Below are 23,312 nucleotides of genomic sequence, written 5' to 3' on the forward strand. Positions count from 1 at the left end.
CGGAGTTCCAAATGCCAAAATTGAAAAATCATAGCGGTGCAGCGAAGCGTTTCAAACGCACCGGTAGCGGAAAGTTCAAACGCGCTCAAGCGTTTACCAGCCATATCCTGACCAAGAAAAGCACTAAGCGGAAACGCCAACTGCGTTCCACTCTGACAATCTGTAAAGCAGATCATTTGTCAGTCCGCAAATTATTGCCTCTTCTATAATTAAGGAGTATTCCAATGGCTAGAGTAAAACGTGGTGTAACAGCCAGAGCCCGTCATAAAAAAGTTATCGCGCAGGCCAAAGGCTATTATGGTCGTCGCAAGAATGTCTATCGTGTAGCTGTCCAGGCAGTTACCAAAGCCGGTCAATATGCATACCGTGATCGTCGTCAGAAAAAACGTGTATTCCGTACATTGTGGATTGCGCGTATTAACGCTGCTGCCCGTGAATGTGGAATTTCGTACAGTCGTTTGATCGATGGTCTGAAAAAATCATCTATTGAAATCGATCGTAAAGTATTGGCAGATATTGCTTATCACGATTCTGCTGCATTTGCTGCTATTGCTGCAAAAGCAAAGGCGGCTTTGGCTAACTAATCACTCGGTTCGCTAAGGCGAATCATATTATTAGTTGCACAGGAAAGGGCCGTTGATGACGGCCCTTTTTTATTTCTGATTGATCCTCAGGTGGAGGAAATATGGCTGAACTGTCATCGCAGTTATTGGCATTAAAAGATATTGTTGAGGCAGCGAAGACCGCGATTGAAAACGCGACCGATGCTAAAACACTGGATAACGTCCGGGTCGAATATCTGGGAAAAAAAGGTTTGATTACCGGGTATGTAAAAGAACTGGGTAACCTCAGTGCTGAAGAACGGCCACTCATTGGTAAGGAAGTGAATCTGGCCAAGCAGGAGGTTGCAGGTCTGACTGAAGTCAGGTCCAAGTTGCTTGCTGAACAGGCCATGAATGCTGCTTTGGCGGCTGAAACCGTTGATGTCACCTTGCCTGGTCGTAACGCCGAAGTAGGCGGTTTGCATCCGGTGACCCGAACTTTGCAGCGTATTGAACAATATTTTCGTCAAATTGGTTTTCAAATTGCCGAAGGGCCGGAAATCGAAGACGGTGATCATAATTTCACTGCATTGAATATTCCTGAAAGCCATCCGGCGCGTGCGATGCATGATACCTTTTATTTCAACGCTGAAATGCTGCTGCGTACCCATACGTCGCCAGTACAAATCCGTGTAATGGAAGAACAGCAACCGCCGTTACGCATCATTGCCCCGGGTCGTGTGTATCGCTGTGATTCTGATTTAACGCATACTCCGATGTTCCATCAGGTCGAAGGCTTGATGGTTGATGAGAATGTCAGTTTTACCGATCTGAAAGGCATTCTGGCAGACTTTCTGCAGGCTTTTTTCGAAAAACCGTTGAATGTACGTTTTCGTCCATCCTATTTTCCGTTTACCGAACCGTCAGCAGAAGCTGATATTGAGTGTGTGATCTGTGGTGGTGAAGGTTGCCGTGTTTGTAGTCATACCGGTTGGTTGGAAGTATTAGGCTGCGGCATGGTGCATCCAAAAGTATTCGAACATGTAAACATTGATAGTGAAAAATATCTGGGTCTGGCCTTTGGTATGGGCGTTGAGCGTCTGGCGATGCTGCGTTATGGCGTGAATGATCTGCGATTATTTTTTGAGAACGATCTGCGCTTCCTGCGTCAGTTCAAATAGGATAGGAAGTTCGCCATGAAATTAAGTGAAAACTGGTTACGTGAATGGGTAAATCCTGATTTTGACGTGCAGTTGATTGCCGAGAAACTGACGCAAGCAGGGTTGGAAGTAGATTCTGTTTCACCGGTTGCTGGTGATTTTTCTGGTGTGTTGGTTGGTCAGGTAAAATCAGTTGCCCCACATCCTGATGCAGATAAATTGCGCGTCTGTGAAGTGGATGTTGCCGGTGATGCGTTATTGCATATTGTCTGTGGTGCCAGCAATGTTCGGGAAGGCCTGAAAATTCCAGTGGCTGTCGTTGGGGCAGTATTACCCGGCGATTTTAAAATCAAAAAGGCCAAATTACGCGGGGAACCGTCATTCGGAATGTTGTGTTCTGCTAAAGAACTTGGTTTGGCAGAATCTTCGGAAGGATTATTGGAATTACCTGAAGATGCTCCGGTTGGTAACGATATTCGTGATTATCTGGCATTAAATGATTTCACCATTGAAGTTGATTTAACGCCAAACCGTAGTGATTGTCTGGGCGTAGCCGGTATTGCCCGTGAACTGGGCGTGATCAGTCGTACCAATCTGACACCTGTAACGATTAATGAAGTGCCTGCGACGATACAGACAACATTTCCGGTTTCGGTAGAAGCCAAACAAGCCTGCCCCAATTATATTGGCCGGGTAATTGAAAATATTAATCCAAAAGCCAAAACGCCGTTGTGGATGCAGGAAAAACTGCGTCGAAGCGGTTTGCGTAGCCTGAGTGCCGTTGTCGACATCACCAATTATGTGATGCTGGAACTCGGTCAGCCGATGCATGCTTTTGACCTGCAAAAATTACAACAAGCAATTACCGTGCGCTTTGCTAAAGCTAATGAAAAACTGACTTTGTTAGACGGTCAGCAAGTTGAGATTGCTGAACAAACACTGATCATTGCAGATGCTTCTGGACCATTGGCACTTGCAGGCATTATGGGCGGCGATGCGTCGGCAGTGGATTCTGCTACAAGCTCATTGTTCCTCGAAGCCGCTTTTTTTGCTCCGGATGCTATCGCTGGCCAAGCCAGAAGTTATGGCTTGCATACTGATTCATCTCATCGGTTTGAGCGTGGAGTTGATCCCGAATTGGCACAGCAAGCAATGCAACGTGCCACCAGCTTGATTCTGGAGATTGTCGGTGGTCAGGCAGGCCCGCTTACTGTAGTCAGTGAAGAAAGTGCATTACCTGAAACGCCGCAAATTCTGCTACGTGCAAATCGTATTAAACGGGTATTGGGAATTGAGCTGGAAGCTGCTGAAGTAGAAGAACAGCTGACACGTTTGGGTCTGGAAGTTACACAAGTTAGAGATGGCTGGCTGGTTATTGTGCCAAGTTTCAGGTTTGATATTAATATCGAAGTCGATTTGATTGAAGAATTGGGACGACTGTATGGCTATGATCGGTTGCCGCAAACTCGTCCTGCAATTAGTGTGTTACCCAGCGCAATTTCCGAAAAACAACTGGCGACAGAGCGTTTACAGAATTTATTGGTAGATCGTGGTTATTTTGAAGCTATTACTTATAGTTTTGTTGATCCGACATTACAAAAGCATTTTGCTGACAGCGAAGCTGACCCCATTAAATTGGCCAACCCGATTTCTGCGGATTTATCGGTAATGAGACATTCTCTCTGGCCAGGTCTGGTGCAAGCGATGGTGTATAACCTGAATCGCCAGCACGATCGTATCCGCTTGTTTGAAGTAGGCAGTGTATTTCGCGGAGAACTGGCAGACATCGATCAATATCAATGTATTGGTGGTCTGATTTACGGCGATGTAAATCCTGAACAGTGGGCCGATAAAAGCCGTAAAGTTGATTTTTTTGATGTGAAAGCGGATGTTGAAGCGCTTTTGGCTATAGGTGACGGTCAAGTTGAATTTCGAGCTGAAGCTCATCCAGCATTGCACCCGGGACAATCTGCGCGTATCTATCAGAACGGACAAGCTGTAGGTTGGATCGGCGCTATACATCCAAAACTGAATAAACCATTAGGCTTTGGTGGTAAAGCCTATGTTTTTGAATTGGAATTGGCGGTTTGCTTACAATCCGCCATTCCAAAATTTACCGCTTTGTCACGTTATCCTGCTATTCGCAGGGATCTTGCATTAGTCGTCGACAACTCAGTTGTTGCCTTTGAAATAGAGCATTGCCTGAAAGGCATTGAGTCTGATATTCTTAAGTCAATTCAATTGTTTGACGTTTATTCTGGAGATGGTGTCGAGCTTGGCAAGAAGAGTATTGCGGTTGCCTTCCATCTTCAGCATGGTGAGCGAACCATGACCGACGATGAAGTCGATGCTTTAATATTACAAATCACTCAAAAGCTGCAAAGCGATTTGGGTGCGATGGTCAGAACCTAACGTCGGTTCAATAATAAGAATAGGGGTAAAGAATGGCACTCACAAAAGCCGATATGACGGAACAACTTTACGAAGAGTTGGGATTTAATAAACGTGAAGCAAAAGAACTGGTTGAAATGTTCTTTGAAGAAATCCGTGGAGCACTTGAAGAAGGTGATCAGGTAAAACTTTCCGGATTTGGTAATTTCGAATTACGCGACAAAAATGAACGGCCTGGCCGTAACCCGAAAACGGGTGAAGAGATTCCAATCACCGCCCGTCGTGTCGTTACTTTCCGTCCTGGCCAAAAACTGAAAGCAAGGGTGGACAGTTATGCTAGAGGCGAGTAATAACAACGAACTACCGGCCATTCCTGGTAAACGCTACTTTACCATTGGTGAAGTGAGTGAATTATGCGGGGTTAAACCGCATGTACTACGTTACTGGGAACAAGAATTTACGCAACTAAAACCGGTAAAACGTCGCGGAAATCGCCGGTATTATCAACGCCATGATGTGGTATTGATTCGCGAAATTCGTGGCTTGCTTTATGAACAGGGTTTTACTATTGGTGGTGCTCGCCAGCAATTGGAAACCGAGCATAAATCCGAAGCAACTCACAGCAACGAAAACCGCAAACAACTGATTGATGAAATGCTGAAAGAACTGGAACAAATTCGTACGATTCTGGCTTAATACGTTATAATTCCACTGTTTTGTTGCTTGTCGGGGCATGGCGCAGCCTGGTAGCGCACTTGCATGGGGTGCAAGGGGTCGAAGGTTCAAATCCTTCTGTCCCGACCACTAGCAACTTTAGGGCTTGTTGATCTTTCATCTCCGCCAGCAGTGGTGGATATGAAAGATCAACAAGCCCTGATATCATCACAACGCTCTTAATGGGCGTTGTTTTGTTTCTACCGTCTGAAAATCACAGGATCGACTATGCAATTCAATACCCTTGGCAATAGTAATCTAAAAGTCAGCCAGATTTGTCTTGGCACAATGACTTATGGTGAACAGAACAGCCAACAGGAAGCATTTGAACAGCTTGATTACGCGGTATCGCAGGGTATTAACTTCATTGATACGGCAGAGCTTTATGCCATTCCACCCAAAGCAGAAACCTATGGTGCTACTGAAACGATTGTTGGCAACTGGTTAAAACAGCATGGTCGTCGTGAGGATTTGGTCATTGCCAGTAAGATTGCCGGTCCGGGTGCTGATTGGGTTGGGCACATACGTCAGGGTAAATCACGATTTGATGATAAAAATATCAGCGAAGCGTTAGACAATAGTTTGCAACGCTTGCAAACCGAATATCTGGATTTATATCAACTGCATTGGCCTGAAAGGCAGACCAATTATTTCGGCAAATTAGGTTATCAACACGATGCTGCTGAAGAAGCAATGACGCCAGTGGTTGAAACCCTGCAGGCATTGGAAAAGCAGATAAAATCCGGAAAAATTCGCTATATCGGTTTATCTAACGAAACCCCATGGGGATTGATGCAGTTTCTTTCAGTGGCACAATCGATGAATCTTCCAGTGATTGCCTCAATACAAAATCCCTACAGTTTGCTAAACCGTACCTACGAGATTGGCTGTGCCGAAATCAGTTATCGAGAGAATGTTCCACTATTGGCTTATTCACCTTTAGGATTTGGCGTGTTGACAGGGAAGTATCTCCAGAATAATGCTCCCGACACTGCCCGAATGAGTTTATGGCCACATTATGCACGGTACAGTAATCCACAGGCTGTCAAAGCGACTCAGGCTTATGTCGATTTGGCGAAGCAACATCAGTTAGATCCTGCGCAGATGGCATTGGCTTATGTGAATAGCCGACCATTTACAGCTGCAACTATCATTGGGGCTACCACTATGCAGCAATTAAAGACCAATATCGCCAGCGAAACATTAATGCTGTCGAATGAGGTTGTTACAGCAATCGAAGAGATTCATAAAACGATTCCAAATCCCGCTCCATAACTAACATTAGAGAAATGTGCGCTAGCGCAGGTTAAAGCGTTTGAGGCTATGGTAGTTTATGGTCTTGGTTACATTGCTGATATAAACTGCCGCTGATTCTATTTCGTCATTCTTATATCAGTATTTCTATGCTTAGAAATTCAGGTATCTGGCAACATGGATAGTCAATCCCTATATACCGTGCTTATCGTCGATGACGATCCGGTCACGCGTTTATTGATGAAACAATCACTTCAGGATCCGAACTTATCCATTATCGAAGCTGAAAATGGGCAGCAGGCGATAAAATTATTTGCCGAGTTTTTGCCTGATATCACTTTACTGGATGTTTCCATGCCTGGCATGGATGGGTTTACCTGTTGTCGTCAGCTCCGTTTACTTCCTAAAGGTCAACAAGCAGCAATCGTGATGGTTACTGTGCATGACAAAGTTGATGATATTGAAGAGGCGTTTGCATCGGGGGCGACGGATTTCATTACAAAACCATTCAAATGGCCGTTATTTGCACACCGTGTTCGATATATTCTAAAAGCCAATAATACCTTACGCGAACTTAGTCTGAGCCGTTCAAAACTGGATAAAGCTCAGGCAATTGCACATCTAAGCTATTGGGAATGGGATTTCAAACAGAATCAGATTGAATGTAGTGCTGATCTTTACAGGATCTTTGGTATAGAGAAATCCTCAAAAGTCCTTTCATTTAAACAGATTCTTCATCACATTTTTCCTGAAGACAGACCATTATTCAAACAGGCGCTTCGTCGGGCCATTCATCAAAAGCATCCTTATGATATTGAATATCGTATTCAGTCAGGAAGCGGTCAATTGTTTTATCTCCATGAACGAACAGAAATTACCGAAGATTATGATGGGTGGAAGATTATTGGCACGTTGCAGGACATAACTTCACTCAAGCGATCTGAACAGGAGCTCGCTTATTACACGTATTACGATACCCTTACAGATTTGCCGAATAGACGACTGTTTATTGAGCAGCTGGAAACAGCTATTGCTCGTGCCCGACATAAACAACAGTCCTTAACACTGATGTTTATCGATCTGGATCACTTCAAGCATATCAATGATACCTATGGGCATCAGGTCGGTGATGCATTGTTATGTGAGGCTGCGTCGAGAATTAAGGACTGTCTGCGAGATGCGGATTTGATTGCAGTGAGCAAAGATAAGGATGATCGTGTGGCCCGGTTCGCGGGTGATGAATTTACCGTCATGCTGACCAATATTGATAATGTGGATGTGCTGGCAAATATCGCCCAGCGGATAGTGGCCAAATTTGAAAAATCATTTGATATCAAAGAGCATAATGTTTTCAGTACGGTGAGCATCGGTATTGCTCTTTTCCCTGAAGATGGGGACAACGTTCAGGCGTTGATGCAGCATGCTGATGTGGCAATGAATCATGCCAAGGAATTAGGACGTAACAATTACCAGTTTTTCTCAGCAGAAATGAATGATTATCTGTATGAGCGTTTACAGATGGAACAGGATCTGCGCCAAGCATTGGAACGTAATGAGTTTCTGCTGTTTTACCAACCGCAGATTGATGTGCAAACGAAGCAGATCATAGGGTTTGAAGCCTTGCTGCGTTGGTTGCATCCAATAAAAGGTCTGTTGGGTCCGTTAGTATTTATAGACGTGGCTGAAAAGACCGGTTTGATTATTGCTATTGGTGAGTGGGTGTTAAATCAGGCCTGTTTGCAAACCCGGGGATGGCAGCAACAATTTGATGTTCAATGGCGTGTTTCGGTGAATTTGTCTGCTATGCAGTTTAATCAGCAGTTACTTCTGGAGCAGGTTGGACAAAGTCTCAATAATTCAGGGTTGCCAGCAGCCTCTCTTGAATTGGAAATAACTGAAACGGCGATGCTTAAAGATGTGATGGAGACAATCCCATTATTAAACGCATTAAAAGCAATGGGGGTAGGGCTGGCCATTGATGATTTCGGAACCGGTTATTCTTCATTGAGCTACCTGAAAAACTTTCCGATTAATACCTTGAAAATTGATAAAAGCTTTGTTGATGAAATCGTTGACAATCCCAAAGATGCGGCGATTGCCCGAACTATTGTCCAGCTTGCAGATAATCTAGGTTTGAGAACCATTGCAGAAGGGGTTGAAAGCATTGCGCAGGTAGATATGCTTACTACAATGGGGTGCAAAGAGTTACAAGGTTATTATTACAGTAAACCACTTCCTGCGGGTGAAATAGAACGCTTATTAGAAAATGGTCAGGGCCTGCAAAATCTTTAGCGACGCCTGGTCGGTATTTTGACGACATCTTGCTCATCCCCATAACGATCCAACATACCAATGTCCAGAACGGGTGATGCATCAATATGCTGAGCATCCATCATTTGTGCTACACGCTTTAAGGCAGACATGATCATAGCCTGTTCCCATTCATCCAGTTTACTGAATTCCCGGGTAAAACGATCCTGCAATGGAATTGGTGCACTTTTAAGTGTCTCGGTAGCAGATTCGGTCAGATAGGCATGTACTTTACGTTTATCTGTTTGTGAGCGTTGACGATACACCAGACCACGTTTTTCCAGGCGGTCCAGAATGGTAGTTACCGTAGCCTGGCTTAAACTCATTTCCTGAGCCAGTTCGCCGATGGTGACTTGCCCTTTATCTCGCAGGGTTTGTAACAAGAGAATCTGTGGTGCCGTCAGCCCGGTGGTTTTGGCCAGATATTTAGAATGTAGATCGGTAGCGCGGATAACACGGCGTAACGCAATAAGCACTTCTTCAATGTGATTCAACAGGTGTTCCCTTTGCTCTTTGTCTAGTCCAAGCGCGTCGATAGTCTCGGTATTAATTTGGATTGAATTCAGCATATTCTCCCACGTTTTTTTACAAATGGTTCAACTTGGGGCAGACCTCTTTTCAAACACAATCCGGTTTAAACTACATCCCATTTTAACGTTATCAAACTAAATTGTGCGACATTGTGTGGTCTGGACTTTTAATTTGTTTAGTGTACTATATATTTAGATTCTGTCATCTGCAAGTCATAAATGTATGATTATATTGATTAATGAAAAATGTAATGGCAATTTCTATTTTTTATAAGCACATTTAGTGCTTAGTGTAATAAACATTAGAGTTGATTATAAATATGACCCAAACCAAACCCGCACCCTTACCTATAGAGTTGATGCAACCAACGGCAGAGTTGGGTGCAGCTGTGCATAAACTCATTTCAGCGTGCCCCCCTTTAGATACCAACTCAATGTATTGCAACTTACTGCAAAGCAGTCATTTTGCAGAAACAGCCGTTGCGGCTGTTCTTGACAATGAATTAGTCGGTTTTATTTCCGGTTATCGCATTCCTAAACGCCCTGAAACACTGTTTGTGTGGCAGGTAGCCGTTGGCGAAAAAGCCCGAGGTCAGGGGCTTGCCGGAAGAATGTTAAAAGCGATTCTTTCGCGAGAACAAAACCGCGATATAAAAAGAATTGAAACAACAATAACCCCGGATAACAAAGCATCATGGGCGTTATTTGAGAGTCTGGCTCGTAAGCTGGATACCGAAATAAGCAGTAGTGTTATGTTTGATCGTCATCAGCATTTTGCCAATCAACACGATACTGAAATGTTAGTCAAAGTTGGCCCATTCAAGCCAATTGCCTAACCCATAATGAATTCAGGTCAGCAATGACCAAAATTTCCACAGGAGAGAAAAGCGAATGAAAATTTTTGAAGAGATCGAATCAGAAGTGCGTTCATATGCCCGCGCGTTCCCTCGTTTATTTGACAAGGCACAAGGCGAGTTGATTTACGATGATGACGGCAATGAATATATAGACTTTCTGGCCGGTGCCGGTTCGCTGAATTATGGTCACAATCATCCGTTATTTAAAGAGAAACTGATCGAATACATTCAACGTGATGGTATTACTCAAGGCCTGGATTTACACACTCGTGCCAAGGGTGAGTTTTTAGAAAGTTTTAACGAGAATATTCTAAAACCCCGTGACCTTGATTACATCGTCATGTTTACCGGTCCAACCGGAACCAATGCCGTTGAAGCGGCATTAAAAATTGCCCGTAAAAAAACCGGTCGTGAAAATATTATCTCTTTCACTAATGGCTGGCATGGTCAAACCCTTGGGGCATTATCGGTGACGGGTAATTCAACCCATCGTGGTGGTGCAGGTATCGCTTTACACGGTTCAACCCGTATTCCTTATGATGGCTATCTTGGTGATGATGTAGATACCACCAACCTGCTCGACAAGATGTTATCGGATTCCAGCAGTGGTGTTGATAAGCCCGCTGCGGTAATTGTTGAAACTGTACAGGGTGAGGGTGGAATTAACGCTGCTTCAATGACATGGTTACAAAGTCTTTCAGAAATCTGCAAGCGCCATGAGGTATTGCTGATTGTTGATGATATTCAGGCTGGCTGTGGGCGTACTGGTACGTTCTTCAGTTTTGAAGAAGCGGGTATTTACCCGGACATTGTCACCTTATCGAAATCATTGAGTGGTTATGGACTGCCATTCGCTGTAGTACTGATGAAACCGGAAGTTGATCAATGGTCTCCGGGTGAGCATAACGGTACATTCCGTGGTAATAATCACGCATTTGTCACTGCTAAAGCCGCGCTGGACTATTTCTGGAAAGACGATAAATTTGCCAAAGAAGTACAACGTAAAGGTCAATATATTGCTGATCGTGTTGATGCTATTGTGACCAGATATGGCGAAGGTAACTTCAACTCACATGGTCGGGGCATGTTCCGTGGCATCAACTGCGTCAGCGGCGAATTAGCGGGTCAAATCACCCGTAAATGTTTCCAGAACGGTTTGATTATCGAAACCAGTGGTGCCGATGATCATGTGGTGAAATTTCTCTGTCCACTGACAATTACCGATGAAAACCTGAAAAAAGGTATCGATATTCTGGAGAAAGCCATTAAGGAAGTGTGTGATAAGGCAGATAGTATTCCGGAAGAAAAAGACTTTTTTGAAGGTGATTACTCAGTGAGTGACGAAGCCAGTAAATCCGATACGTTTGAAGCGGCCGATAACAAAGCAGCAAGTTAATCAACCGGGATCTACTTATCTTTCTAATTCGGTGACTGATCTTTCGGTCACCGGACTTTACAAGTAATTAACAGAGGACAAGCCATGATTGTCAGACAACTACAAGAAGCACAACAAACCTCTCGTCGTATCGTTTCGCCGGATGGTAATTGGGAAAGCACCCGTATGTTATTGAAAGATGACAATATGGGGTACTCATTCCATATCACTACAATTTATGCCGGTGCCGATTTCCGTATGCATTATCAGAATCATCTGGAATCAGTGTATTGCATCAGTGGCGAAGGTGAAGTGGAAACACTGGATGACGGCAAAGTCTACAAAATCACACCGGGAACCTTATACAACCTGGATAAACATGATCGCCATATCCTGCGTGCATTTAAAGAACTTCACCTTGCCTGCGTATTCAACCCACCTTTGAATGGTAAAGAAGTTCACAACGCTGAAGGTGCCTATGAACTAGACGCTGAAGCAGTAACTGAATAACAGGCAATGCAGCCTTTCCGGTTTGGTCCGGAGTACAACGAATTAACAGAGAGTAGATATGCAATTTCATACGGTAGAAAAAATAGGCGGCACCTCAATGAGCGACTATGTCGCGGTGCGCGACAATATTATTCTGAAACCGGTTCATAACGAGTCAATTTACAATCGTGTATTTGTTGTTTCAGCATACGGTGGTATCACCAATCTGCTACTTGAGCATAAGAAAAACGGGACAGCAGGCGTGTATGCTGAATTTGCCAATAGTCTGAATGATGACAGTTGGCAAGAAGCGATGGAAAAGCTCAAGCAGGAGATTTTTTCCATCAACCAGCAATTGTTTAAAGATAAAAAAACATTGAAGCAGGCTAATGAGTTTATTGGCGAACGGCTTGAAGATGCAGAACGTGTTTTGGCCGATTTACAACGTCTTTGCCAGCATGGTCATTTTGCGCTGGATATGCATTTGGCTACGGTACGTGAAATGCTGGCCAGTATCGGCGAAGCGCACAGTGCCTGGAATACAGCCACCTTATTGAAAAAAGACAAGATCAACGCCCGTTATGTGGATTTGACCGGCTGGCAGACTGACAAACACATGAAGCTGGATGAGCGTATTGATAAGGCGTTTGCCAAAATTGACCTCAGTAAAGAGTTACCCATTGTCACCGGTTATGCCCACAGCGATGATGGTTTGATGTCTACCTTTGATCGTGGTTACAGCGAAATGACGTTCAGTCGTATTGCCGTATTAACCAATGCCAACGAAGCGATTATTCATAAAGAGTTTCATCTGAGCAGTGCTGATCCACGACTGGTCGGCGAAGATAATGCGGTACCGATTGGCCGAACTAATTATGATGTCGCAGATCAGCTGGCCAATCTTGGTATGGAAGCCATTCACCCTAAAGCAGCAAAAGGGTTGCGGCAGAATAATATTCCATTGAGGGTGCGCAATACCTTTGAACCGGAACACGCTGGTACCTTAATTACCGGTGACTACATCAGCAGCAAGCCCTGCGTGGAAATTATCGCCGGTTGCAAACATGTCTATGCCTTTGAGCTGTTTGATCAGGATATGGCTGGTAATATTGATGTTTATGACCGTGAAATCCTGGCACAGATCCGCAGAAATAAAGCACATATCATTTCCAAAGATATTAATGCCAATACCATCACGCATTATCTTTCAGCCAGTCTGAAGAATATCCGCCGGATCCGAGAGGCTTTACAGGAACAGTTCCCTGAAGCTGAAATCAATCAGCAGAAAGTAGCGATTGTTTCTGCCATTGGCAGTGATATGAAAATCCCTGGTATTCTGGCACGTACCGTCAGCGCATTGGCTGAGAAAAATATCAGCGTGCTGGCAATGCATCAGTCAATGCGTCAGGTGGATATGCAATTTATCATTGATGAAGACGACTATGCGGACGCTATCAAAAATCTGCACAGTTACTTAGTTGAAGTTCATGACCACGGAAGGGCGATTTGCCTTGCGTCATAAACACGTTATGCATGGGTGTTTGCTCAATACCGGCTCCACAGAACCGGAACTGCTGCAGGTAGCGCCTTAACTGAAATCGCCCACAGGGCAGTTATCAACAGAAGATGATGTATCAGAAGAGCCGGCTTTGTAACATTTGCAGAACCTTCTCAGGATAAAAGCTATTACAGCCCGGTGAAACGTCTGTCTGATTTAATCAAACCCGCCGAAAGGCGGGTTTATTGTTTTAGTCCTGCCAGCAAATCCTTTTTCATGCCTTTACTAAAGGGATCCTGTCCAAACCAGATATCAAAATAGACTTCCCCTAGTTTTGCATCGTCGCTCTGGCTCAGCTGCTGGCCATTTTTGAATAATATTAAACCTTCTGCTGAAGAATAGCGTATATCGAATCGATCTCCTGGTTCGGCTTGCTGATACCCGCTATTAAACTCCACCAATGCTGATTCAATTGATTCAAAGGTTGTTTGGTTTACATTACGTTTGAGCAATTCCACCGAGGATTTTTGAAAATCCTCGGCATCAAAAGCGCGCTTATAAATAAACGAAAGTTGAACCATCTGGCTGGTGAGTTCACTATCTTCGCGACACTGTTCACGATATAACGCGACATCGCCAAGATTAAACAACATGACTTTTATCGGTACCGCAGAACATTGTTGCAGGGTAGTATTATCCAGTTGAATCTTCGATTCAAAGCTATTGGCACTGGCCAGCTGTAATGGCACCAACAAGCCCCATAAAACATGTTTTTTCATAATTGATTCCGGATTTTTCTCAGTGAATAACCAATGATTGGCAGGTATTGATAAAAGCCATCCACACCATCCCAGAAATCCTGATGCAGAATGATTTTGCCATCTTCATCAAAGCGTAACTGGCTGATACCAATAGATTCGCTATCGACTTTTTTTCCCATTACCGAAAACTGCATTCGCATCACCCAACGCACATAAATATCCTGTTTGCTAAGTGCGATATCTTCAATCTGCACTTCAAGATGATCCACTTGGTGACCTGTCTGCTGCATGTAATCAATCAGCTCGTTTCTATCGGTGATGGTGCGAAAGGTGTCGTTAAAATAAAGGGTTTCGGCGTAGGTTTCGTTGATAATGGTTGCTACATCACCGTGTTGAACCTGATTAAATACTGCAATGAAACCTTTTACGGCTTCAGCTTCATTTATTGGTTTTGAACCCTCAACAGAGATAGCTTTTCTATAATCATCTAAGTAGGCACTTTGCATGGTGTTCCCGCTACAGGCTGATAACAGAATAAAAAACGGCAATAACCACGATAATCTTGATTGAATAGCTTGTTTGAGCATGGTGATATTTCCGTTTCACTATTTTCGTAGTTCATCAAAACGTATCACTTGTGAAAACGGGGTGAAGAGTATGTGCAGCTATTCTTCACACGCAATTCACGCTTTGCTGATTAAGCTTGGCACCATCGAAAAAGAGACACTTCATGAAATCAATTCGACAATGGTTTGACAATGGTGAAGCCGCCTATTCAGCAGAGTCTGTCGAGAGCGCTGAGGATGGTATTGACTGGTTGAGGGTTATTCCATTTCTGGTTTTACATCTGGCCTGTTTAGCTGTCTTTTTTGTTGGCATATCTGCTGTGGCCGTTCTCATGGCTGTGGCATTGTATTTGATAAGAATGTTTGCCATCACGGCGTTTTACCATCGGTATTTTGCGCATAAATCCTTTAAAACCACTCGACCGGTACAGTTTCTGTTTGCTTTGATCGGCGCAAGCGCCACCCAGCGGGGGCCTTTATGGTGGGCAGCTCATCATCGGCAGCATCATCGGCATGCAGATCAACCTGCCGACCCGCATTCACCCAAGCAGGGTTTTTTCTGGAGTCACATGGGCTGGTTTCTCTCCGGCAAGCACTATCAGGCCGATTACACGCTGGTCCCGGATTGGCAGCGTTTTTCAGAACTACGTTGGTTGGATCGTTATGATCTGGCTGTTCCGGTGTTATTGGCGTTAGCATTATTTATTCTCGGTGTGCTGTTGGAGAAGTATTTCCCCGGTTCCGGAACCAGTGGCTGGCAAATGCTGGTGTGGGGATACTTTATTTCAACGGTTGTTCTGTTACATGCCACTTTACTGATCAACTCCATGGCGCACTGTCTGGGCAAAAAGCGCTATCAAACGGCTGATGAGAGTCGTAATAACCTATTTCTGGCATTACTGACTCTGGGAGAGGGGTGGCACAATAATCATCATCATTATCCAGCATCAGCAAGACAGGGATTTTATTGGTGGGAAGTGGATATCAGTTATTACATTTTGAAATTAATGCAAAAATCGGGACTTATCTGGGACGTACGCACAGTGCCACTCCACAAGCGTGAAAGTAAGAAAATCCTCCCTGAGGAAAGTGTATGAAAATTGCGATAATTGGCGCGGGTATATCTGGCTTGACCTCTGCATATTATCTGGCAAAACAGCATCATGTCACGGTATTTGAAGCGAGTAATTATCTGGGGGGGCACACGGACACACATTGTTTGGAGCTTGCCGGCAAATCATTTAATGTGGATACCGGTTTTATTGTTTTCAACGAACAGAACTATCCGAATTTTACCCGGTTATTAAGTGAATTAGGGGTCGAAAGCCAGCCGACAGAAATGAGTTTTAGTGTCAGTAATGTCCAATCTGGTCTGGAGTATAACGCTGGTGATCTGAATAAATTATTCTGTCAGCGACGTAATCTGTTGAATTTCCGCTTTTACCGAATGTTATGGGATTTGGTGCGGTTTTATCGTGAAGCACCACTTCTTTTGAACGAAGATGATGATGGTCTGACTCTGGGGCAGTATCTGGCTATCAACAACTACAGCGATATATTCATTAACGATCATCTCATTCCGATGGCATGTGCCTTATGGTCCGGCCCCAGTATGTCAGTGGTGGATTTTCCGGCGCAATATTTTATTCGTTTTATGCATAACCATCATATGTTGTCGTTAACCGACCGGCCTCAGTGGCGCGTTGTAACGGGTGGTTCCAAGTCCTATGTTGATGCGCTGGTAAAGCAGAGCAATGCTGAATTTATAACTGGCACGCCAATTCATCGTATCGAGCGTAATTTGCATGGTGTGACATTGACTGTAGATGGTGAAAAACGTCATTTTGATAAAGTGATCATCGCCGCTCATGCCGACCAGGCATTACGTATACTGGATCAACCCAGTGAGACCGAAGTGGCTGTTCTGGGTGGCATAGGTTTTCAGGAAAACGAAATGCATTTGCATACCGATATCAGCCTGTTGCCCAAAAATTCCCAGGCATGGGCCAGCTGGAATGTGCGGGTAGGACCAGAGTTGCAGCAACAGTGTACGGTCAGTTATCACATGAATACCTTGCAGAGTCTGGTTGCACCGGCAGAGCTGATTGTCTCGTTAAATTCAGGGCATCTAATTAACCCGAAAAATGTATTGGTACATCGTCGTTATGCCCATCCAATATATAACCTGTCAACACTCAACGCCCAACGTCGCTGGCAGGAAATCGCCGACACGCAGCATACATTTTATTGCGGTGCCTATTGGGGATGGGGCTTTCATGAAGATGGTGTGAGCAGTGCGTTACGGGTTATTGATGCCCTCAAAGAATCTAAGCAGGGAGTGGCCAATGTTGCCTGATGGCATTTATCGTGGCTGGGTTAATCATCAACGCCATTTACCCAATAAACATGGTTTTCAATATCCACTAGCGATGTTGATGCTGGACTTGGATGAATTGCAGACACACTTCAAACGCTCACGCTTCTGGTCACTGGAACGTTTCAATCTGATTAGTTTTTATCGTAATGACTACCTGCAATCCGAACAGACCGATTTAAAGCAGGCAGTGGTCGATTTGATCTATGAACGTAGCGGCGAGAATTTCGCTGGAAGTGTGAAGATACTTACTCACCCTCGCTATCTGGGGTTTATCTTTAATCCAGTGACCTTTTATTTCTGTTTTGATCAGCAACAGCTCCAATTTATTGTTGCGGAAATTAATAATACGCCGTGGAACGAACGTCATGCCTACGTATTAAAAGTCGATCAACAGCAGAGTCAGCCATGGCGGTTTGATTTTGATAAGCAATTCCATATTTCACCTTTTATGCCGATGGATATTCAATATCACTGGCGATTTAAGCTGGATAAGGGTGCCATTAATATCAATATGGTGTTACTGCGTGAAGGCGAGCGTCAGTTTGATGCAACCTTACAGGCTGATTTTCAGCCAATGACCGCCAGAAGCATGCGCTGGTTACCGATTCGTTATCCGATGCAGACACTCAGGGTCGTATTGAGAATCTACTGGCAGGCATTGCGGTTATGGGGAAAACATACGCCTACTTTCAGTCATCCTGATCAGCAAGCTGAGACTGTGACTCAACCTGTTATCCATCATGGAGATGATAAATGAGTAAAACGGCCATCATTGAAACGCAAAATAGCAAGATTAGCCGTCTGTCGAAACTCTATGAAAAAGGGGTTATTCGTCAGCTCAGCCGGATCCAGAAAGGCTGCATCCACCTTCATACTGCAGGGGAAGTCTATGAGCTGGGTGAGCCTCAAGCGGACTTGTCTGTATGTCTGACTGTCTATGACCGACGTTTTTTTGAGTCCATAGTGCAAGGTGGTAGCGTCGGAGCAGCAGAGTCCTATATGCAGGGTGACTGGCAGTGTAGTGATTTAACGGCTCTGGTGCGGATTCTGGTGCGTAACCAGTCGTTGACTGATGAACTCGAACAGGGCTTTGCCAGAATTACCGGTGCGTTATTAAAAGGCTTTCACTGGCTAAACCGTAACAGCCGGCGTGGCAGTCGCAAGAATATTGCTGCACATTATGATCTGGGGAATGATTTATTTGAATTGTTTCTGGATAAAGACTGGATGATGTATTCATCCGGGATTTATTACACCGGCAACGAGTCATTGGAAACCGCACAACAGCAAAAGCTGGCGAGATTGTGTGACAAGCTGGATTTGCAAGCCACGGATCATTTATTGGAAATTGGCACGGGTTGGGGCGGTTGTGCGGTATTTGCTGCACAGCATTATGGCTGCAGAGTCACCACGACGACGATATCCAGACAGCAATATGACTATGCTGTTCAACGCGTTGAAAAAGCCGGATTAACCGATCGAATAACGGTTTTGCTTGAGGATTATCGTGATCTGCAAGGTCAGTTCGATAAGCTTATTTCCATTGAAATGGTCGAAGCGGTTGGGCATCACTATATTGATGATTATTTTCAGCGCTGTGCTGCTTTATTAACGACGGATGGCCTGGCGATTATCCAGGCTATTACGCTGGAAGATCATCGCTATGCACAGGCCGTAAAATCAGTGGATTTTATCAAGCGCTACATTTTCCCCGGCAGTTTTATCCCCAGTGTCACAGTGCTGAGTAATTCGGCTGCCAAAGCCAAACTCAAACTTACCAGTCTGGAAGATATCGGTCCCAGTTATGCTATTACTCTTGCAGCCTGGCGTGAACGTTTTAATGGCGCTTTGGATAAGGTAAGGGCCATGGGGTATCCCGAATCGTTTATTCGCATGTGGGAATTTTATCTGTGTTACTGCGAAGGCGGTTTTGCTGAACGCAGTATCAGTGATGTGCATTTGTTATTCAGCAAAGCTGACAATCGTCGAGCCCAGTGGTGTCCAGCGTATGCCTGAACGACTGACTATCATCAACTTTTTACTGTTTCAAATCGGTTGGTTCGCCTGTGTATTAAGTGGTGCAGCCGGTTTGAATTCGCCGGCGCTATTATTTACTGCAGCATTTTTATTTGTTCATTTCCGCTTTTATCCCTGGAAACTAACGGATTACAAACTGGTATTAGCCGCCATTTTAATTGGTGTCATTTTAGATTCCAGCTGGTCTGCCTGGGGCTTGATGGCCTATCAGGCGCAAACTATAGAACCGATTGCTCCGTGGTGGATCTGGTGTTTGTGGATTAATTTTGCCTTAACCCTTAATCATTCAATGTCCTGGTTGTTAAAACATCGTTTGCTGGCGGGGATATTATCTGCCGTTGCCAGTCCGGTTTCCTATTATGCGGGCAGTCGATTGGGTGCCTTGCAATGGTTGCAGCCGGAAATATTGATTATTGTGCTTGGCATCAGCTGGGGACTGGTTATTCCATTATTACTGACACTTACTCTCTTTTGGCGAAATCAAGAATCAGGGACGCAACATGCTGTGGTTTAGTTTTTTTATCGTTTCACTGATCATGCTGGGCGGCTGGTTGTGGCAACTTCGCAGTAAAAATGCCGGTATTGTTGATGTTTTATGGGCATTTTCACTGAGCTTTTTAGCATTGTTTCATTTGATTACCAGTGATGGTTATCTGCCATTAAGTCTGCTGGCGGCCAGTATTATGTTTTTATGGTACCTACGTTTGGGACTGCATCTTGCTCAACGGGTATTAGGTGAGGATGAAGATGGCCGCTATAAATACTTGCGAGACTACTGGGCCGATAAAACCAATTTTTACCATTTTTTCTTTTTCCAGTTCCAGGCATTACTGGCCTGGGGTTTTGCCATTCCGGTCTGGTTAATCAGTCAGGGACAGATTGAAAATTTGGGACTGGCTCAATATGCTGGCCTGGCGATAGCGATAATCGCCATTATCGGCGTCACCACGGCGGATAAGCAATTAGCCGCTTTCAAAGCGGATCCCAAAAATAAAGGCGAGGTGTGTGAGAAAGGCCTGTGGAATTATTCCAGACATCCGAATTACTTTTTCGAATGGTTGCACTGGTTTGCTTATCCATTAATGGGAATGGGGTTGGAATATGGCGGTTGGTTATGGTTGGCACCGCTTATCATGCTGTTATTTCTGTATTTCATTACCGGCATCCCATATACCGAACAACAGGCAATTCGCAGTCGTGGCGATAAATATCGCCGTTATCAACAAACTACCAGTGCATTTATTCCCTGGAGGAAAAAAACATGAGTCTTATTTCTATAGCCGAAAAAGGCCTGGTGCCTGATGCGTTAATACGACTCGGCATCCGCAAGCTGCTAAGACAAAGACTTCATGATGAAAATGCCTATGATCCTGAAGCCGCCAGTGAAATTAAAAATCAATGCATTGAAATGTTGCGCAACAGTCCTATTGCCATTGAAACTCAAGCTGCGAATGAACAGCATTATGAAGTTCCGGCCGAGTTTTATCAGCTGTCATTGGGCAAACACCTTAAGTACAGTGGTTGCTGGTGGGATGATTACACTGTGTCACTGGATCAGGCTGAAAAAGCCATGCTGGATGTTTATGTCGAACGCGGAGATTTTAAAAACGGTCAGGATATTCTTGAGCTTGGTTGTGGCTGGGGCTCGCTGACCCTATATCTTGCTGAGCGTTTCCCTTATTCACGTATTACTGGAGTGTCAAATTCAAATTCGCAACGTGAATATATCGAAAGACAGGCATTAGCCCGTGGTTTAACCAATATCCATATTATTACCTGTGATGTGAATGAACTGGAACTGGACACACAATACGACCGTATCGTGTCAATTGAGATGTTTGAGCATATGCGTAATTACCAGCAATTGCTGGATAAAGTCAGTCGGTGGCTGAATGCTGAGGGCAAATTGTTTGTACATATTTTCTGCCATCGCAGTGTGGTTTATCCATTTGAAACGGAAGGCGATGATAACTGGATGGGGCGTTATTTCTTTACGGGTGGCTTAATGCCTTCGGCAGATACCTTGTTACATTTTCAGGATGCGTTGCAAATTGAAAAGCAATGGCTGGTCAACGGCCAGCATTATCAGAAAACAGCCGAAGCCTGGCTGGAAAACACAGATAAGAATGCCCGCCAGATTAAAGATTTGTTTGATCAGACCTATGGCAAGGGCGAAGGTGCTATCTGGCTCCAACGCTGGCGGTTGTTTTTTATGGCCTGTGCCGAGTTGTTTGGCTATCGCGATGGGACTGAATGGCTGGTTACGCACTATTTATTTTCCAAACGGGTAAACTGAGGCAATGGCTAAATCCAATACCAATCTGCAAGCCAAGCTGGTTAAAGTCTTTCTGATTCAGGTAGCGTTAATCAGTCTGGTCGCTATTGCGGGTATTTATGCCGCAAAAGCTACACTGCAGGATGTATTGGTTCGCGCCGCACTGGAGGGCGAGGCGCAACATTTCTGGGATATGCGATCTGAGGATTCTGACTTTCCTTTACCCAATACTATGAATCTGAAAGCCTATATGGCTGAGGGCAATGATTATTCGCATTTACCGCCGTCATTACAGGAGCTTGGACCGGGCCTACAGCGAACTGAGCTCGGCGGACAGCAGCCAATTGTGTATGTTGAAGATAAAGCTAATCGTCGTCTGTATCTGATCTTTGATGAAGTTAAGGTTTCACGTTTGGCGCTGGTGTTTGGGTTATTACCTTTGGCTTTAGTGCTGGTGGTGCTTTATTTGTTGGCGTGGATAGCCTATCGCCAGTCACATAAAGCGGTTTCACCTATTATGAAACTGTCCCGTGCGGTCAATGATGTGGATTTTCGTGAAGGTAACTTCCCACAGCTGGACCTGGATGAACTACGGAATATTCCTGATGATGAGGTCTCCAGTCTGGTATGGGCATTGGACGAGTTTACCAACCGGTTGGAAAACTTTGTTGAGCGGGAGCGGAATTTCACCCGTGATGTCAGCCATGAATTAAGAACTCCGATTGCGGTTATTCGCGGGGCATTGGAGCTAGTTGAACGAAAATATGGCGATCAGGCGGTAACGGAAATGAACCGAATGTACCGCACCTTGACGGATATGGAATCGCTGATTGAAACACTGCTGTTATTGGCGAGGGAACAAGTGGAGGCTTTGCCTTTACGGGAAGTGACGGTCAATGATTTGATTGCTGCAGAACTTGATAACCTTCGTATGATTCACCAGGATAAACCCATCACTGTGAATGTAGAGGAATCCGGTATTTTAGTTGTTCAGGCAGCTGAACGTGTGTTGCCTATCCTGATCGGCAACTTATTACGCAATGCCTTTAACTATACACAACGTGGCAATATCACTGTATCTATTCGTTCAGATGGTTTTTCGGTGGCAGATAGTGGAATTGGTATGGATAGGGATCAAATGCAGAAAGTGTTTAAACCGTTTTTCCGTGCGGATGATAAGCAGCAGACAACAGGGTATGGTATTGGTATGACTATTGTGAAACGGCTTTGCAATCGTTACGAATGGAATTTACGTTTATCCAGTAAAATGGGCGAAGGCACCGAGGTCAGTGTGCACTTTCCCAAAGCCCAGTTTCGTAGTCGTTGATTAGGCATTTTGGATCGATTACTGCTCGCTACTGTTGCTGAAGATTCTGCATGGTCGATGGGGCTTACAGATCTTCTTCTCTGCAGAGCTTATAGCCTACGCCCGGTAAGGTATGCATCAACTGATTCTGAAAGGGTTTATCCAGGCTTTTTCGCAGGTTGTACAAATGGCTGCGTAACGTATCACTGTCAGGCGTATCATCTCCCCAAACTTCAGCTTCAAGCCGTTCACGACTGACAATCTTGGGGGATTCGCGCATCAGAATTCGCAATATATGCAAAGTGATAGGTGACAGCTTGATAACCTGATCACCACGCATGACACGCATGGTATCCAAATCATAGGTCAGGTCGGCAACCGTTAACTTGCCCCCCTCCAGTTCACCACGCTGACGTCTTATCATCGCAATCAGCCGCGCTTCCAATTCGCGCATTTCAAATGGTTTGATTAAATAGTCATCTGCACCCAGATCAAAGCCATTGACTTTGTCATTAATCGTGTCACGAGCCGTGAGCATAATGATTGGTGTATGTAAATGCATTTCATGACGTAACCTGCGGCAGACTTCAAAGCCGTCGATGCCGGGAAGCATGATATCCAGCACAATGGCATCATAATGATGTTCTTCGCATAACTGCAGCGCGGTGATGCCATCAGTTGCAAAATCAACAGTAAAGCCACCAAGTTCTAGATAATCGCCCACATTAGCTGCTAAATCACGGTGATCTTCCACAATTAAAACCGTTGCTGATACTGCTTTCATACTATTCTCTTAAGGCCTGATATAGCTACGTTACGATGTATATAAATTCATCGCAAGTAACATTTTTGGGAATTTCTCCCAAAATT

At 44.5% G+C, this 23,312-nt stretch carries 24 protein-coding genes and 1 tRNA gene; 21 read left to right on the top strand and 4 right to left on the bottom strand.

What is annotated here, in order from left to right; genetic code table 11:
* The first annotated feature begins 11 nt into the window (after positions 1-11).
* From rpmI to B2337_RS07375, 9 genes are all read left to right on the top strand, one after another.
* Positions 12-209, top strand: a complete 198-nt coding sequence (gene rpmI, locus B2337_RS07335) for a 50S ribosomal protein L35 (RefSeq protein WP_014706666.1) — start codon at positions 12-14, stop codon at positions 207-209.
* 15 nt (positions 210-224) lie between these two features.
* Entirely contained in the window at positions 225-584 is a 360-nt protein-coding gene (rplT, locus tag B2337_RS07340; RefSeq protein WP_014706667.1) for a 50S ribosomal protein L20, read from the top strand.
* A 101-nt stretch (positions 585-685) separates the two neighbouring features.
* Entirely contained in the window at positions 686-1,723 is a 1,038-nt protein-coding gene (gene pheS / locus B2337_RS07345; RefSeq protein ID WP_292413071.1) for a phenylalanine--tRNA ligase subunit alpha, read from the top strand.
* 15 nt (positions 1,724-1,738) lie between these two features.
* Positions 1,739-4,114, top strand: coding sequence for a phenylalanine--tRNA ligase subunit beta (gene pheT / locus B2337_RS07350; protein ID WP_292413073.1), 2,376 nt, complete (start codon positions 1,739-1,741; stop codon positions 4,112-4,114).
* 32 nt (positions 4,115-4,146) lie between these two features.
* The gene (ihfA, locus tag B2337_RS07355; RefSeq protein WP_014706670.1) at positions 4,147-4,443 is read left to right on the top strand and encodes an integration host factor subunit alpha; all 297 of its coding nucleotides are present in this window, start codon (positions 4,147-4,149) and stop codon (positions 4,441-4,443) included.
* On the top strand, positions 4,427-4,789 hold the full coding sequence (locus B2337_RS07360; protein ID WP_292360102.1) for a MerR family transcriptional regulator: 363 nt from the start codon (positions 4,427-4,429) through the stop codon (positions 4,787-4,789). The genes ihfA and B2337_RS07360 overlap by 17 nt, the downstream gene beginning before the upstream one ends.
* Before the next feature lie 31 nt (positions 4,790-4,820).
* Positions 4,821-4,897 (top strand) — tRNA-Pro (locus B2337_RS07365).
* Positions 4,898-5,035: 138 nt separating this feature from the next.
* Positions 5,036-6,082 carry an NADP(H)-dependent aldo-keto reductase gene (locus B2337_RS07370; protein WP_292413075.1) on the top strand — a complete coding sequence of 349 codons (1,047 nt, stop codon included), beginning with the start codon at positions 5,036-5,038 and terminating at the stop codon, positions 6,080-6,082.
* Positions 6,083-6,238: 156 nt separating this feature from the next.
* The gene (locus B2337_RS07375) at positions 6,239-8,353 is read left to right on the top strand and encodes a two-component system response regulator (protein ID WP_292413077.1); all 2,115 of its coding nucleotides are present in this window, start codon (positions 6,239-6,241) and stop codon (positions 8,351-8,353) included.
* Here the strand turns inward: B2337_RS07375 and B2337_RS07380 are convergent.
* The gene (locus B2337_RS07380; RefSeq protein WP_292360096.1) at positions 8,350-8,940 is read right to left on the bottom strand and encodes a MarR family winged helix-turn-helix transcriptional regulator; all 591 of its coding nucleotides are present in this window, start codon (positions 8,938-8,940) and stop codon (positions 8,350-8,352) included. The genes B2337_RS07375 and B2337_RS07380 overlap by 4 nt on opposite strands.
* Before the next feature lie 281 nt (positions 8,941-9,221).
* On the opposite strand from B2337_RS07380, the gene ectA reads away from it, so the two are divergent.
* From ectA to B2337_RS07400, 4 genes are all read left to right on the top strand, one after another.
* Positions 9,222-9,737: a diaminobutyrate acetyltransferase gene (gene ectA, locus B2337_RS07385; RefSeq protein ID WP_292413078.1), complete on the top strand. Its 516-nt coding sequence runs from the start codon at positions 9,222-9,224 to the stop codon at positions 9,735-9,737.
* 55 nt (positions 9,738-9,792) lie between these two features.
* A complete protein-coding gene (ectB, locus tag B2337_RS07390; protein ID WP_292360092.1) occupies positions 9,793-11,154 on the top strand; it encodes a diaminobutyrate--2-oxoglutarate transaminase in 1,362 nt (453 codons plus the stop codon).
* A gap of 84 nt (positions 11,155-11,238) precedes the next feature.
* Entirely contained in the window at positions 11,239-11,643 is a 405-nt protein-coding gene (locus tag B2337_RS07395; RefSeq protein WP_292360090.1) for an ectoine synthase, read from the top strand.
* A 58-nt stretch (positions 11,644-11,701) separates the two neighbouring features.
* Positions 11,702-13,144 (top strand): aspartate kinase, encoded by a 1,443-nt coding sequence (locus B2337_RS07400; protein WP_292413080.1) that lies wholly within the window; start codon positions 11,702-11,704, stop codon positions 13,142-13,144.
* Positions 13,145-13,362: 218 nt separating this feature from the next.
* On the opposite strand, the gene B2337_RS07405 is transcribed toward B2337_RS07400, so the two are convergent.
* Both B2337_RS07405 and B2337_RS07410 read right to left on the bottom strand, forming a co-directional pair.
* A complete protein-coding gene (locus B2337_RS07405) occupies positions 13,363-13,899 on the bottom strand; it encodes a chalcone isomerase family protein (RefSeq protein ID WP_292360087.1) in 537 nt (178 codons plus the stop codon).
* Positions 13,896-14,468 carry a nuclear transport factor 2 family protein gene (locus tag B2337_RS07410; RefSeq protein ID WP_292360085.1) on the bottom strand — a complete coding sequence of 191 codons (573 nt, stop codon included), beginning with the start codon at positions 14,466-14,468 and terminating at the stop codon, positions 13,896-13,898. The genes B2337_RS07405 and B2337_RS07410 overlap by 4 nt, the downstream gene beginning before the upstream one ends.
* A 143-nt stretch (positions 14,469-14,611) precedes the next feature.
* On the opposite strand from B2337_RS07410, the gene B2337_RS07415 reads away from it, so the two are divergent.
* From B2337_RS07415 to B2337_RS07450, 8 genes are read left to right on the top strand one after another with little or no spacing between them, the layout of a single operon-like run.
* Positions 14,612-15,544 (top strand): acyl-CoA desaturase, encoded by a 933-nt coding sequence (locus B2337_RS07415; protein ID WP_292413081.1) that lies wholly within the window; start codon positions 14,612-14,614, stop codon positions 15,542-15,544.
* Positions 15,541-16,803: an NAD(P)/FAD-dependent oxidoreductase gene (locus tag B2337_RS07420; RefSeq protein WP_292413082.1), complete on the top strand. Its 1,263-nt coding sequence runs from the start codon at positions 15,541-15,543 to the stop codon at positions 16,801-16,803. The genes B2337_RS07415 and B2337_RS07420 overlap by 4 nt, the downstream gene beginning before the upstream one ends.
* Positions 16,793-17,581 (top strand): DUF1365 domain-containing protein, encoded by a 789-nt coding sequence (locus B2337_RS07425; protein ID WP_292413083.1) that lies wholly within the window; start codon positions 16,793-16,795, stop codon positions 17,579-17,581. The genes B2337_RS07420 and B2337_RS07425 overlap by 11 nt, the downstream gene beginning before the upstream one ends.
* Positions 17,578-18,840, top strand: coding sequence for an SAM-dependent methyltransferase (locus tag B2337_RS07430; RefSeq protein WP_292413084.1), 1,263 nt, complete (start codon positions 17,578-17,580; stop codon positions 18,838-18,840). The genes B2337_RS07425 and B2337_RS07430 overlap by 4 nt, the downstream gene beginning before the upstream one ends.
* Positions 18,833-19,375, top strand: a complete 543-nt coding sequence (locus B2337_RS07435) for a DUF2878 domain-containing protein (protein WP_292360075.1) — start codon at positions 18,833-18,835, stop codon at positions 19,373-19,375. The genes B2337_RS07430 and B2337_RS07435 overlap by 8 nt, the downstream gene beginning before the upstream one ends.
* Positions 19,362-20,126: a DUF1295 domain-containing protein gene (locus B2337_RS07440; RefSeq protein ID WP_292360073.1), complete on the top strand. Its 765-nt coding sequence runs from the start codon at positions 19,362-19,364 to the stop codon at positions 20,124-20,126. Before B2337_RS07435 ends, B2337_RS07440 begins: the two co-directional genes overlap by 14 nt.
* Positions 20,123-21,157 carry an SAM-dependent methyltransferase gene (locus B2337_RS07445; protein WP_292360071.1) on the top strand — a complete coding sequence of 345 codons (1,035 nt, stop codon included), beginning with the start codon at positions 20,123-20,125 and terminating at the stop codon, positions 21,155-21,157. The genes B2337_RS07440 and B2337_RS07445 overlap by 4 nt, the downstream gene beginning before the upstream one ends.
* A gap of 4 nt (positions 21,158-21,161) precedes the next feature.
* On the top strand, positions 21,162-22,463 hold the full coding sequence (locus B2337_RS07450) for a sensor histidine kinase (RefSeq protein WP_292413086.1): 1,302 nt from the start codon (positions 21,162-21,164) through the stop codon (positions 22,461-22,463).
* A 64-nt stretch (positions 22,464-22,527) separates the two neighbouring features.
* On the opposite strand, the gene B2337_RS07455 is transcribed toward B2337_RS07450, so the two are convergent.
* Complete coding sequence (locus B2337_RS07455) at positions 22,528-23,226, bottom strand: response regulator transcription factor (RefSeq protein WP_292413088.1); 699 nt, start codon at positions 23,224-23,226, stop codon at positions 22,528-22,530.
* Positions 23,227-23,312: the final 86 nt, after the last annotated feature.

Origin of the sequence: Methylophaga sp. UBA3192 (assembly GCA_002363955.1) — a bacterium.
Lineage (GTDB): Bacteria > Pseudomonadota > Gammaproteobacteria > Nitrosococcales > Methylophagaceae > Methylophaga.